Genomic DNA, 15,307 nt, shown 5'->3' with positions numbered 1-15,307 from the left:
GTTGGGGTCTTCCTTCCGGCGAAGTTCTCGAAGAACTTAATCCGGCCTTGAAGGAAATGCTCCCCCATCTGTTCACAGAAACCCACACCAGCGACACCAAGGCAGGGGAACTGACACCCGAGTGGGCAGACAGGCTTGGACTTCCCCGAGGAATCGCCGTGGCCGTGGGGGCGCTGGACGCCCATATGGGAGCCGTAGGCGCATCCGTCGCCCCGGGGATACTGACACGTATCATGGGAACATCCACCTGCGACATCATGGTTGCCGGCAAAGACGAGGTAGGCGGACGCTGTATCAAGGGAATCTGCGGCCAGGTGGACGGTTCGGTGCTTCCGGGATTCGTCGGTTTCGAAGCCGGGCAGTCGGCTTTCGGAGACATCTACGCCTGGTTCAGGAAGATGCTGGCATGGACACTGAAAGATATCCCCGGAGGGGAGGCCAGGCAGAAAGTTCTGGACGGCATGCTGGTGGAACTCACCCGTGAGGCCCAGGACATGGAACCCTCCGAGGACGGTGTTGTCGCCCTGGACTGGATGAACGGCCGCCGTACCCCCGATGCGGACCAGAACGTGAAGGGTGCCGTTGCGGGACTCACGCTGGGTACCAGCGCCCCGGAAATATTCCGTGCGCTGGTGGAAGCCACCGCCTTCGGTTCCCGCCGTATTGTGGAGCATATGAAGGGCCAGGGGCTGCGCATTGATTCGGTCAATGCCATCGGAGGTATCAGCAAGAAGGCGCCCTTCGTGATGCAGACGCTGGCGGACGTGCTGGACATGCCCATCCGTGTGGTCCGCTCGGAACAGACCTGTGCCTTGGGAGCGGCAATGTTCGCGGCAGTTGCCGCAGGGGTGTACAAGGATATCAATGAGGCGACAAGGCACATGGGGTCGGACATCGAGGCTGAATACCGGCCGGATGAGAAAAGAGCCCTCATCTACGAAAAACTATACAAGAAATATCTTGAACTGGCAAAACTTGCTGAAACCATTAACTAAGTATACAAACCATTAATCTATTTAAAACATGAGAATCAAATCATTAATTTTGGCGGCCTTATGCATGGTCACCGTGGGTGTTTACGCCCAAAGCAACTACCCGTTCAACGGTCTGGACATGAACATGGGTAACCTGTCAAGACTGTCCGATGCCAAGACACGTTCCATCAGCCCTGAGAACTTTACAGGCGAGAAGGGCAAGGGCGGCATGGCCGATCCGGTCAGGGACAAGGACCAGCGCAATGTGGCCAACGCCCACCATGCGGCCAAGGACCTGGGCAAGGGTTGGAAGGTAAACCCCTTCATCATCGTGAAACCGGGAGAGACAATCACGATTGCGGAAATCGAGGGTCCGGGAGCCATCCAGCAGATCTGGATGACACCGACCGGGAACTGGCGCTTCTCCATCCTGAGAATGTACTGGGACGATGAGAAGGAGCCTTCCGTCGAATGTCCGGTGGGTGACTTCTTCTGCAGCGCATACAATGAATATGCACAGCTCTCCTCACTGGCCGTTTGCGTGAATCCGGGCAGCGCCTTCAACTGCTACTGGAAGATGCCTTTCCGCAAGAAAGCCCGTATCACGCTGGAGAACATCAACACCGCCGAGGAGATGCGCCTGTACTACCAAATCAACTACACCTTGACAGAAGTTCCTGAGGACGAGGCCTACTTCCACGCGCAGTTCCGCCGCTCCAACCCGACCCAGGGGTCGCTGCACACGCTGATTGACGGTGTGAAGGGCAAGGGACAGTACGTGGGTACCTACCTGGCATGGCGTGTAAACGACAACTGCTGGTGGGGTGAAGGGGAAATCAAGTTCTACATGGACGGTGACAAGGAATACCCGACTATCTGCGGGACCGGGACTGAGGACTACTTCTGCGGCTCGTACAATTTCGAGAACCAGAAGACGCGCCAGTACCAGGAGTTCACCACCCCCTATGCCGGCATGCACCAGGTAATCCGTCCCGACGGGCTGTACCGTGCGGTGACCGCTTTCGGGCTGTACCGCTGGCATATCCTTGACCCGGTACGCTTCGACAAGGACCTGAAGGTCACGATACAGGATTTGGGATGGCGTCATGACGGACGCTACAACAACCAGAAGTCGGATATCTCGTCGACCACTTTCTGGTACCAGGCCGAGCCGCATGCCAAATTCCCGGCTTTGCCGAGCAAGGACGATTTGGAAATTCCAAGATGGTAAAATTGGGTATACCCGATATTTAAAATTACGTTGTTTTTTTATTAACTATTAAATCAAAGTATTATGAGGATTTCTTTTAAAAGGAATGGTTTCATAGCATTGGCATCAATGCTATCATTTGCAGTGTATGCAGGGGATAATTTGCCCCTTGCAACCGCTGCATCGGGGACAAATGGATCTATTCAAGTATCTGAGCATGGCGTAGATACTTCTAATGAGATTCAACAAGCGAGAGTAATACAAGGAACAGTTCTGGAAGAAGGGACTAATGAACCTCTTATTGGGGTAAATGTTGTCGTTAAAGGAACTACTATAGGTACAACTACTGATGTGGAGGGAAAATATTCGATAAGAATACCTTCTGATAATGCTGTGTTAGTCTTTTCTTATATTGGTCAAAAAACAGAAGAATATTCTGTTAAAGGCTTGAAATCTTTGGATGTTATTATGAAAAGTGATGCTACGATGTTGTCTGAAGTCGTTGTATACACTGGTTATATGACTCAGAAAAAAGCTGACTTAACCGGATCGGTTGCATTGGCGGATTCAAAAGACATCAAGAAGACTTCCGCTAACGTTATGAAAGCTATGCAGGGTAAGATGGCCGGTGTGAAAATTAGCAACAATGGCGGTAATCCTGCAGAAGATATAGGCATTCAAATTCGTGGTCTTTCTTCTTTGTCTGGAGCTGTTACTCCATTAATTGTATTGGATGGTATGCCAGCTGAAGGTCTGAATCTACGTGACATAAATTCAGGAGATATTGAATCTATTCAGGTATTGAAAGATGCTGCTTCTGCCTCAATTTATGGTGCACGTGCTTCTGGTGGTGTGATTTTAGTCCAAACTAAAAAAGGTAAAGCTGGTAAGACTACCATTGACTATAATGGTAGTGTTTCTGTAAGTTCTATAATAAATAGACCGGAAATGATGAACGCCACAGAATGGGGTACTGCTGCCTTCCGCGCTGCTGCTTATGATGAGTGGGCTTATGGTTCAGGCCTATTATTACCCAATGGCTTTGAGTATGAGTATCATAGAGGTGATAATGGAATGCTGGTATTGGATAATATGAAAATGAAAGAATATTTGGATAATAATCAATTGGTAAAAGCAACTGATACAAATTGGATGGATGAGATTTTCCGTACAGCAGTTTCTACAAATCATCAGTTGACTATTTCTAATGGTTCGGATAAAGCTAAAAGTTTGTTTTCATTAGGGTATACTAACAACCAAGGTACACAAATTCATTCTTTTTTCAAACAATATTCTGTACGTGCTAATACGGAATATAGTTTGATTAAAGATCGTTTGAAAGTAGGAGAAAACTTAGCTATTTCTTATTTGCAGTATAAAAGTCAATGGGAAACCTTTTTGGCTATGATTATGCCACCTATGGTTCCTGTTTATGATGTAAATGGTAATTGGGCAGGACCTGCAGGACTTGATGATTTTGATAATCCAGTACGTAAAATGACTATGGGTAAAGATAATATCAATAATTATGTGAAAATTATTGGTAATGTTTTTGCAGACCTGAATATTTGGAATGGTATATCTGCTAGAACTCAGTTTGGTATAAATTATGGTAACTCTTATAGTAGAACAGTAGATGGGGCTTATGTGGAGACAGGTTTTAGAGGCAATGATAAAAATTATGTAAGAAATAACCAGTCCCATCCGTTAAATTATGTATGGACTAATACTTTGTCCTATAATAAAAGTTTTGGAAAACACCATATTGATGCTGTATTTGGTAGTGAGTTTACCCGTTATGTACAAGAAGGTTTTTATGCAAGTAGAGAAGGACTTTATTTGGAAGATCGTGATTTTGCCGGTCTTAGTGTTGCTACCGGTGATGAAATTGATGTAAGTAGTTCTGCTGATGAATATACTTATTTCTCTCTTTTTGCTAAGGCCAATTATTCATATGCTGGTAAATATTTGTTGTCTGCAACTGTACGTCGTGATGGTTCTTCTTTGTTTGGTGTCAATAATCGTTATGGTGTATTTCCTGCATTTTCTGCTGGTTGGAGAATTAAGGATGAAGCTTTTATGGAAGATGCGGACTGGTTGTCTGATCTGAAAATTCGTTTCAGTTGGGGTACGAATGGTAGTGTACAAGGATTACCTCGTGGTTACACAACTACTCCATTTACTACTAATTATTTTGATACTGCATATCCTATTAAGGGACAAGCAACCGGCGCTTTGCAGTCTGGCTATAGAAGAACTTGGATTGGTAACCCTGATTTGAAATGGGAAACAACCAAACAAACAGACTTCGGCGTTGACTTTGGATTTTTCAATCAACGTTTGACTGGTTCTTTTGACTATTACTATAAGAAAACAAATGATATCTTAGTCCAGACTCCATATATCGCAGCAATGGGTGAAGGTGGTGAACCTTGGGTTAATGGTGCTAGTATGAATAACCAAGGTGTAGAATTTACAGTATCTTTCAAGAGTGACCCCTCCAGTGAATTCCAGTGGGCTGTTAGTGCCAATATTGGAACATACAAAACTGAATTGACTGACCTTCCTTCCAATGTAATCAATAAGTATGCTGGTGATGGTGTACACGATTTGATTTTAGGACGTTCTCCAAATTCTGCTTATGGTTTGGTAGCTGATGGTATTTTCAAAACTCAAGAGGAAGTTGATGCTCATGCAGACCAGCCAGGTAAAGCAGTTGGACGTATTCGCTACAAGGATTTGGATGGTGATGGTGTAATCAATGAAACATATGATAGAACTTGGATAGGTTGCTATGACCCGGATTTCTTTGGAGGTCTTAATTTTGATTTCGCTTATAAGGGTTTTGATTTGAACTTGTTTTTTGAGGGTATGTTCGGTAATGATGTAAATAGTGACTGGAAGAAAGAGAGTGATATTTGGCTTTTCACCAATCCTGCATGGAAAAATCATGCAACTCGTATGTTGGGCGGTTGGTCACCTGACAATCCGAATTCTGATATTCCGGCTATCTCGAATAATACTGCCAATCAAGAACAAAGATTCTCTTCTTGGTTCATAGAAGATGGTTCATACATTAAGTTAAGAAATATTGAATTGGGTTATACATTTCCGACTAAGCTTATCAAAAAAATGCATATGAGTAATCTGCGTTTGTATGCTGCTGCATACAATGTATTTACTTTGAAGAAGTTTTGGGGAGATGACAAATATACAAGTTTCGATCCAGAAAGACCTTCTTATCATTATCTGACACCATTTACTTTCAATTTCGGTATCAATGTTTCTTTTTAAATTTAATTAATAAATTATTATGAAAAGCAAATATATAACTTTATCAATTGCTCTATGCTCTATATTAGGAGTCAGCAGTTGTGATTCATATTTGGATATCAATCCTAAACAAGTTCTGGACCAAAATATACTTAACAAACCTAGCGATATAGAAGGTTTTGTCACAGCAGCCTATGCCCGTATGTGTGAGATGGGGTCATTGGATTCCTCTCCTTATATGTATTGGTGGAGTGGTTCTATGCGTTCGGATGACTGCTACAAAGGTGGTGGTGGTGTTGCTGATGCTGTAGGTTCTTTTGGTAACATATCGCTTTTTACTTATGTAAATCCTAATACTGGTGCATTGGATGGTACTTGGTATAATTCTTATCAAGTTATCCAAAGATGTAATACAGCAATTCAAAGAATGGCAAATTTTACGGAAGAAGAGTTACCTAATAAGAATAGTTTTATGGGTGAGATGCTCTTTATCCGTTCATTTACGTTGTATCGTTTGAAAAAACTTTGGAAATATGTACCCTATATTGATGAGAATGTAGTAGGTATGTCAGATGCTTTTGAAGCAGTGCCTAACCGTGAATTGGATAAAGGGAATGATCTCTACTTATGGCAACGTATTCTTGATGATTTTAAGAAAGCTGAAGAATTATTGCCTTTGGATCAGATGGATAAAGGCCGTGTAAGCCGTAATGCTGCTACTGCTATGGTTGCTAGGACAATATTAAATATGGCTTACGAACAGGATGACCGTCATCAGGTGATAAATATCAATAAGGAATTACTTGCAGAAGCTTTGCCTTATATTGATAAAATTATTGATCAAGAAGGTGGTCGTGTAGGTTTGGAATCTGATTTTGGTAATAACTTTTTGGTAGAGTATGATAATGCTACTAAAGAATCCATTTGGGAATTACAATTTGCTCTTGATAATAATTTTCATACAGCAGGTCGATTTAATCGCGCTGAAGGTTTGAATCATCCATGGATGTGGCCCGAAACACAACCTGGTAATTTTGTATTTAAGTGTTGTGACTTTAACCATGCTAGCTATACGTTGACTAATGCGTTTAAGACAGATGAAAACGGTTTACCCCGTTTCGAGGATTATAATGAGGATGATTATGGTCAATATATTAAAAATTCAGATGGTTCTTATAATTTGGATATCGTTAATTCTGGCGCTAAGCCTTACTTTGATAAGTATACATGGGATCCCCGATTTAGCCATACTATCGTAGCTCCTGGACAGCCTTGGAAGTATGATCCTGATTTATTATTCCATTCAACTGCTACTCGTGATCCGATTACTTATAGTTTCTTGAAACCCATCAAAGATATGCCACATCCTGATTGTGGTTGTATTGCTTATGATGGATGGCAATTTAATTCTATGAATAAGAAGATGATTCGTTACGATGACGTGTTGCTGTGGAAAGCTGAGATTTTGATTCAATTGGATAGAGAAATGGAAGCCCTGCCATATATTAACCAGATTCGTACTCGTGCTGCCAATAGTTTGGTTCGTTTGACTCAAGCTGACGGTTCATATACAATGAATTATCATATTGCTACTTATCAGCCGGGTATTAACTGTAATTGGACTAAGGACTTTGCATGGAAAGCCTTAATGTGGGAAAATCGTCTTGAATTTGCTTGCGAAGGTCATCGTTTCTTTGATTTGCAGCGTTGGGGATTGTTGGAAAAGACAATGAACGAATATTTTGCTATTGAAAGAACTCGCTTCGATTGGTTCAATGATGCTCGTTTTACTGCCGGTCGTGATGAGTACTTTCCGATTTCCCAACCACAAATGAATTATTCAAAGGGTAACTATACGCAGAATCCGGGATATTAATGTTTAACTATTAAGAAGAAAATTATGAAAAAGATAGTAACCATTTTTACAATGTTGTTGGTAGTGTTATCACTGTCCAGCTGCTATGACAGAGATGTGCTTGATGACAAGGGCTTGAATTATTTCATGCCTACGCCTGAGAATGTGCAGTATATTCAAGATAATGCTACTACAGTGACATTGACTTGGAGTATTCCTTCAGTAATTCCAGAAGACTTCAGACGTCCTATTTCAGTACAGATTCAAATAGTGGAAAATAATATTTATAGAGATAGAATAACCTTGGTAAATGAGGAAACCTCTCATACTTTCACTATTGATCCTGCTAAGAAGTATCGCTATATCGTTAAATTGGTAGGTACTTTTACTGAGGAAAATCAAGAAACAGGGCGTACATCTACTGTTACTTCTGAGGGTGTAATAGTTAATGTCGAATAGTTTCGAGAAGGATTTTTGTAGTTAATGATAGAGAGTGGGCTTTTACTGGTATTTTTCTGAGTCAGCTCACTCTCTATTTTAATATTTGATATAAGGCGAATGGGTTATCTGGTTACGATAAATTGAAAAATGAATCAATAGACATGAAAAACATATTATTTATAGCATTCTCTTCGTTTATATTTTTATTTGTTTCTTGTACTTCTGAACAAGAAACTGAAACTTATATTCCTATTGATGAAATTATACCTTTGGATACTCATTTGATTCCAAATAAGGATACAAAAATTGTATCAACAACATTGAATTTTAAGGATATTGATGCCATAGATTATTTGCTGGTTAGAAAGAGTGTAGGTGACAGCTATTCAGCTAAGATAAGTCAAAGCGAACTTACGTCTGATTATATTTTCAATTATACCATCCAAAAAACAGATCCACAGAATTTTCGGCTAGTATTGGCTGCCTTTTACAAAGATGGTAATATGTCGAAAGAACTCTCTTTGAATGTGGATAACCGTTGGGGTTTTTTTATTCGTAATGTTACTCGTATAGCTCGCGTTACAGGGAGTATAATAAATGGAGAAAACTTTCCAAGTCCTAATAATACTGCGACAAAATGGAATGTAGGAGGAACAGATCTTGGCATTATTTGGGAGATGCAGCCCGGAAAATATGGAATTTTCTTTGGTGATACTTTTGGGTATGACTTTAAACCGAATCCGGCTAATCCTGGACCTAACGGAGGGAGTTGGCGTAGTAATGTGCTGGCTTTCTCGGAGGATAATGATTTAGAAGATGGATTGTCATTCAGTAATATGGCTACTGATGATAAAGGGTATGCCCGCGAGATAGTATATGGAGGAAAAGATTCGTCAGGTAATGGTGATTGGACTTCTATCCCAACAGCTGCTATTCGTGCTAATGGAATAGATTATGTGCATTATTTTAATATGAGAAATTGGACGGGATGGATTACAAATTATTCGGGAATATATAAGTCGGTTGATAATGGTTTGACATGGGCTAAATGTAAAAATATAACCTTCTCATCTTATAGTTTCTTTGGCCAGGTAGGGTACTTTAAGAAAGATGGATATGTTTATATGATAGGTACTCAAACGGGGAGGGATAGCAATGCTAAATTAGCACGATTTCATGAAACAGATATTGAGAATAAGACAGCTTATGAATATTGGAATGCTTTTACTAATCAATGGATAAAAGGCAATGAAAATGAGGCAACAGTATTAATAGAAGATAAGGTTGGTGAACTTTCTTTTATATATAACGAGACACATAAGAAATGGATAATTGCTTATTTCAATGCAGATAGATATAATATAACTATGCGTACGGCAGAAGACATAACTGGCCCATGGAGTGAACCCTATGAGCTTGCTAATGGTAGAGAGTATGCCCAATTGTATGGTTCTTACATTCATCCGTTGTCGGTAACTGGTGATAATTTATATTTTACGATGTCAATGTGGATGCCTTATAATGTTTTTTTAATGAAGGCTGAATTGGCTGATATGGGAGAGTTTTAATTATATTGATAAATATAATATCATGAACACACGCACATTAATTATAACTTTTGTTTGGATGATAATGTCCAACATAGGCATCTGTGCTCAAGAGCATTGGGATGCACAAGAGAGAATTGAGTTGAATAAGGGTGTTTTTCCGAAGAATTTTAGTAAAGCTATTGATGCTATACAGTATGATTTATTAGGAATTGAGAGAGGAAAAAGCCATGTGAAAGTGATAGATAACAACACTTTGTACATAAACCTTTCTTTTTCGCTTAAAAACTCTGTTCAACAAGGTGATTGGCGTATAGCGGTAAAGCCGGATTTTTTACCTTCATTCCATTGGGCGCCACATCTTACTCCTACTGATAGAAATGTCATCGATCAACATGTATTCCGTTCTCCTGCCCTTATCGTAGCAGACGATCATCAAACTCTTATTCTTATCCCCGATTTGGATATTATGCAGAAGGGGACTCCTGTACGATGGTATATGGATATGGACGCATCCTCTAATACACTTATTCTCGGAATGTGTAATAACCATGTATCCGAACACGTTCTGTTTGAGCGTGATCAAGAAACTACTTACCCAAAAGGAGATATTGAAATAGGCTTTTATTTGATGTATTCTGATAGCAAGGAAGTATTGCGGAATCCTTTTAAGAAGCCGTTAGAATTTATGTGGAGTCGATGGGGGCATGCTGCATATGAGAAAGGTAATCCGGTGAAGGAGAACCTAGAAACGTATGTGAAACATACTTATAATTGGGCTTTTAATTCATGGTCAGAAAATGTGTGGCAGCAATTTGAGTTAGATGGGAAAAAAGTGGGTGCTCCCGTATTTATTGTGAATGTTACTCAAAGTCCTAATTATCCGGGAGAGATTAATGAACGTGAATTTCGTTCTATCTGGAATCAGGCATGGTTCAGTTCATTGCGTTCTGCAAGTGGATTATATCGATATGCAAGAAGAACCGGTAATAGGGAGCTTCTTGCAAAAGCAAATTTGACAAAAGAACTGGCTCTGTCATTTCCGCAGAGGAATGGTTTTTTCTATGGACTTATCGGTACGGAAATGCATGAAGTAGAGATTGATGGTAAAAAGTATAATCGGAGCAAGGGGTGGAATACCTATTATTGGGGAAATTCCAACAGAAATCCTTATACCTGGAATCCGAAAGAATCTCCGTATCATATTCTTGATATGAGTTGGACAGCATTGTTGATGCTTCGGTGGTATGATGAATTAGAAAAAGATGCCCGTCTTTTGGCTTATGCAGAAGATTATGCGATGGCTTTACTTGGAATACAGTATGAAAATGGTTTTTTCCCTGGCTGGCTTGACTTAAAGACAATGCAGCCGATGAACCATTTGAATGCTTCTCCTGAAACATCTTTATCAGTTACTTTTTTACTTAAACTGTATGAGCTTACACATAAGGAAGAGTATAAACGGGCAGCATTTAAAGCCATGAATGCAGTTATCCATGAAATTATCCCGGTTGGGAAGTGGGAAGACTTTGAAACCTATTGGTCTTGTTCTCGTTACGGTTCGGATAACTTGGTAGGTAAAAAAGTTTTGCGGAACAATATGCATAAACAGAATAATTTTTCAATGTTCTGGACAGCTGAAGCCTTACTGGAGTGCTATCGTCTTACCTCAAATAAAGAATATCTTGATTATGGACAGCGTACACTTGATGAATTGCTGATGACCCAAGCATCGTGGCAGCCGCCATACATGTATGTAAATGTATTGGGTGGTTTTGGTGTGTTGAATGCCGATGGTGAATGGAATGATTCACGCGAAAGTCTTTTTTCCGAACTCATCATTCAATATGGAAAACTTCTTGATAAGCCAGAGTATATAGAACGGGGATATGCTGCACTTAAGGCATCTTTTGTAATGATGTATTGTACTGAAAATCCTCAAACCAAACAGCAATGGGAAAAAGTCCATCCGTTCTTTGCTTCAGAGGATTATGGATTCATGATGGAAAATTACGGGCATGGCGGCCGTACAAATCCGGTAGGTGAAGGTATGGGTGAGTTTACAATCTATGATTGGGGAAATGGAGCAGCGGCTGAAGCGTACAACCGCATCCTTGATAAATTTGGAAAAATAGAATAATGATTCGTTAACATTAATAATTCAACTATGGTAAGATCAACTTTAACTTTATTGGCCCTATTTAATGTGGCTATACTGTTTCCGGGTAAAGCAATGTCCCAGAACAGTGAAGGGCGGGAGTTTAACGGTAAGTATCAAAAGGAATATCTGGATAAGATTGCATTTCCTATAGGGGGAATCGGCGCCGGAATGTTCTGTTTGGAGGGAACCGGTGCCATTTCGCATGTGTCTCTCAGACACCATCCTGATGTGATGAATGAGCCGTATACCTTTGCTGCGATTTATGTAAAGGGGGTTGAGAACGGAGCAAAGGTATTGGAAGGGCAGGTTCCGACTTGGAAGTTATTTGGTCCTGCACAGAGTGGTTTAGGTAGGGGAGACAAGACGTACGGTCTTCCACGCTTTGAAGAGGCGGTATTCCAGGCACGTTTCCCTTTTGCAACTGTAGATTTGAAAGACAAGGATATGCCTTTGGCTGCAAAGATTACGGGTTGGAGTCCTTTCATTCCGACGGATGCGGACAATTCCAGTTTGCCGGTTGGAGTACTGGAATATCAATTTACAAATACTTCCGGTAAGGCTATCGAGACGGTATTTTCTTATAATACCAAAAATTTCATTGATGGTCAGGGTACTATTCAAGGAGTAAAGAACGGGTTTGTTTTAGAATCCGATCAGAACAACAGCGGACTGGCCATTTATGTGGACAATGATGCTGCTGTCGTAGACCATTGTTGGTTCCGTGGTGCCTGGTTCGATCCGCAGACTGTGGTTTGGGATAATATTCGCTATGGGCGGATCGCTGATAAGCAACCGGTTAAAGGTGCTGCTCCGGGAGCGTCTGTTTATGTTCCGTTAGCGTTGCAGCCGGGAGAGACGAAAACAGTCAGGGTAAACTTCTGCTGGTATCTGCCCGATTCAAACCTTTCTATCGGTGGTGCCAGAAAGGTAGGACAGGCATTTACGGGAATGCCCTGCAAGGGAACGGCTTCCGGTCAGCAACCTGTGAGCGGCTTTGTCGGCAAGCAGTTGCTGAACTCGTTCGATAGGGGTGGAGATGGACTGACGGGTATTATTCAGTCTCCTGAGTTCAATATTGGGAAAAGATATCTGAAGTTTCTGGTAGGTGGAGGCAGTCAGGCTGACCGTACTTCTGTAAATCTTGTAGTAGACGGAAAGATTGTAGAGACGGCGGTCGGAAATCAGACGGAGACTCTGAGTGAAACCGTATGGGATTTGAAACCTTATCAAGGAAAGAAGGCTTTTGTGAAAGTCATTGATTTGGATGTTTACCCGTGGGGACATATTCTGGCCGACCAGTTTGTGTTGACAGACAATAGGAATGAAGATATTTACAACTTGTCTTCTACATCCACCTTACTTGCCGATTTTGAAAGTAACAGTTGGGGAGACTGGCAGGTTGTGGATTCTTCTGAAGAAGAAAAACAATTCCTGGCAGATGAAGGAGATGTCGAAGCTACCTACAGACCTTGGTACTCGGAGCGCTTCAAGAGTTTGAATGAGGTTATCGGCTATTGGGATGCAAACCAGGCGATGCTGGAAAAGAACAGCCGGCTGTTCAGCGATGCATTCTATAGTTCCTCTTTGCCGGCAGAAGTACTGGAGGCTGTTGCTGCTAATTTAACTATATTGAAATCTCCTACGGTATTACGTCAATGGGATGGAAGATTTTGGGCTTGGGAAGGATGTCAGGATTCTTTTGGCTCTTGTCACGGAAGTTGTACGCATGTGTGGAACTATGCACAGGCTTTGCCCCATTTGTTCCCGTCTTTGGAAAGAACCTTGCGTGAAACGGAATTCAGGGTAAGCCAGAATACGGAAGGACACCAGAATTTTAGAGTCAACTTGCCTATTTCGGCACCGCCTCACAACTTCCATGCTGCTGCCGACGGACAGTTGGGCGGGATTATGAAAGTTTACCGTGAATGGCGTATCAGCGGGGATACACAGTGGATGAAAGACCTTTTCCCGGCAGTGAAAAAGAGTCTTGACTATTGCATCCGTACATGGGACCCCTTGCATAAGGGCTATCTTGAAGAGCCGCACCACAATACTTATGACATCGAGTTCTGGGGACCGGACGGCATGTGTACAAGTTTCTATTTGGGAGCTTTGACTGCGTTTATAGAGATGGGCAAGGAGCTGAAGCAGCCCGTTAAGGAATATACGGCCCTGCTGTCAAAAGGCAAGAAATACATGGAAACTGCACTCTTCGATGGAGAATATTTCATACAGAAAATTCAGTGGGAAGGGCTTCAGGCTCCCAATCCGGTTGATGTAATGTCTTTCGGGGGAAGTTATTCCGAAGAGGCCCTGAAATTGCTGAAGGAAGAAGGGCCAAAATACCAATACGGTACCGGTTGTCTGTCCGATGGAATTTTAGGGATGTGGATGGCTTCCGTATGCGGACTGGATGAAGTGCTGGACAATGAAAAGGTCAGGAGCCATCTGGTGGCCGTACACAAATACAATCTGAAACATGACTTGATAGACCATTTCAATCCTCAAAGACCGGTGTATGCTTGTGGTAAGGATGGCGGATTATTGCTTTGCACATGGCCGAAGGGTGGTATGCTGTCACTGCCTTTTGTATACAGCAATGAAGTCTGGACCGGTATCGAATATCAGGTTGCCAGTCATTTGATGATGAAAGGTGAGGTGGAAAAGGGCTTGGATATTGTCCGTGAATGCCGTGAGAGATATGATGGAAGAGTAAGAAACCCATTCAATGAGATAGAGTGCGGCCACTGGTATGCACGTGCCATGGCAAGCTATGGAATGTTGCAGGGGCTTACAGGAGTACGGTATGATGCTGTTGACAAAACCATGTACATCAATTCTAAGATTGGTGATTTCAAAAGTTTCATCAGTACTGATACCGGTTTCGGAACCATTGAATGGAAAGCAGGAAAGCCTGTGTTGAATGTGGTTTATGGCAACATTGATGTGAAACGCTATAATGTTTCGGGCAAGATTGTGGATTGAGGTCAATTAGGATAGGATGTACAATCAAAGACAGATTAAGATGACAGAGAAGAAGAAACTTTTTGTTTTGTGTGTTGCACTATTTTGCTTTATGGCTGTTTCTGCACAGCAGAGAATGTCTGTATCGTCTCCTGACGGAAAACTTAGATTTTCTCTGAAAGTGACGTCGGAGAGTGTTTCATATGACATCGACTATAGGAAGCAGCCTCTTATAACAAATTCTTTGCTTGGTTTCAGCTTTGATAGCGGAGAGTTCGGAAGGAATCTTAAAGCAGGAAAGGTGCAGCGTAAAAAGATTGATGAGACATACAAGCTCATTGTCGGCAAGACAAGTAGTGTACGTAGCCGTTGCAATGAAATGACCGTTCCCATGCAGGAACGGTCAGATTCCGGCCGTCTGATAAACCTGGTTGTAAGGGCATTCGATGACGGGATAGCATTCAGATATGAATTTCCGGAACAGAAAGCATGGGATTCATACGTGATGTATGATGAAAGGACACAGTTCAACTTGCAAGGAAACCCGATGGCGTTGCTCATGTACCTGCCCGGGTATGTGAATACACACGAAGGGGTATACAGTCATGTAAGATATGACAAGGTGGCAAGGAAAAGGCTGATAGAGATGCCCGCCACATTCGAGTTCGACAACGGGGTGGCAGTGGCCATAACCGAAGCGGCCATAAGGGACTATGCGGGAATGTACCTGGTGAAGGAGAAGGGTGGACTGGTGGGAAAGCTCTCGCCAAAACTCGGGCAGGAGAAGATAAAGGTCGAGACAGACAGTTTCCCGCACCGCACACCGTGGCGCGTAATCTCCGTTGCAGACCGGGTGGGAGGATTGCTGGAGACGAATATACT

General features: G+C 42.2%; 9 protein-coding genes. All 9 read left to right on the top strand.

Annotation, left to right across the window (positions count from 1 at the left end; genetic code table 11):
- On the top strand, nucleotides 1–995 hold a 995-nt coding region (locus DXD65_RS20360; protein WP_254883924.1), incomplete at its 5' end, for an FGGY-family carbohydrate kinase.
- 28 nt (nucleotides 996–1,023) lie between these two features.
- Complete coding sequence (locus tag DXD65_RS20355) at nucleotides 1,024–2,205, top strand: glycoside hydrolase family 172 protein (RefSeq protein WP_057259240.1); 1,182 nt, start codon at nucleotides 1,024–1,026, stop codon at nucleotides 2,203–2,205.
- A gap of 63 nt (nucleotides 2,206–2,268) precedes the next feature.
- Nucleotides 2,269–5,478, top strand: a complete 3,210-nt coding sequence (locus DXD65_RS20350) for a SusC/RagA family TonB-linked outer membrane protein (RefSeq protein ID WP_009037504.1) — start codon at nucleotides 2,269–2,271, stop codon at nucleotides 5,476–5,478.
- Nucleotides 5,479–5,497: 19 nt separating this feature from the next.
- Nucleotides 5,498–7,333, top strand: a complete 1,836-nt coding sequence (locus DXD65_RS20345; RefSeq protein WP_034529209.1) for a RagB/SusD family nutrient uptake outer membrane protein — start codon at nucleotides 5,498–5,500, stop codon at nucleotides 7,331–7,333.
- Nucleotides 7,334–7,357: 24 nt separating this feature from the next.
- Nucleotides 7,358–7,771, top strand: coding sequence for a DUF4945 domain-containing protein (locus DXD65_RS20340; RefSeq protein ID WP_009037502.1), 414 nt, complete (start codon nucleotides 7,358–7,360; stop codon nucleotides 7,769–7,771).
- 143 nt (nucleotides 7,772–7,914) lie between these two features.
- Complete coding sequence (locus DXD65_RS20335; protein ID WP_117887897.1) at nucleotides 7,915–9,321, top strand: DUF4185 domain-containing protein; 1,407 nt, start codon at nucleotides 7,915–7,917, stop codon at nucleotides 9,319–9,321.
- Nucleotides 9,322–9,343: 22 nt separating this feature from the next.
- On the top strand, nucleotides 9,344–11,440 hold the full coding sequence (locus DXD65_RS20330; protein WP_117887896.1) for a hypothetical protein: 2,097 nt from the start codon (nucleotides 9,344–9,346) through the stop codon (nucleotides 11,438–11,440).
- A 93-nt stretch (nucleotides 11,441–11,533) separates the two neighbouring features.
- Entirely contained in the window at nucleotides 11,534–14,446 is a 2,913-nt protein-coding gene (locus tag DXD65_RS20325) for a GH116 family glycosyl hydrolase (RefSeq protein ID WP_057259242.1), read from the top strand.
- 40 nt (nucleotides 14,447–14,486) lie between these two features.
- Nucleotides 14,487–15,307: glycoside hydrolase family 97 N-terminal domain-containing protein (locus DXD65_RS20320; RefSeq protein ID WP_199670752.1), on the top strand; the 821-nt coding region annotated here is incomplete at its 3' end.

It is taken from the genome of Bacteroides sp. 4_1_36 (assembly GCF_003466325.1).
GTDB classification, from domain to species: Bacteria; Bacteroidota; Bacteroidia; order Bacteroidales; family Bacteroidaceae; genus Bacteroides; species Bacteroides uniformis.
The sequence above is the reverse complement of the archived record's forward strand: the minus strand, read 5'-3'. Positions and strand labels throughout refer to the sequence as shown.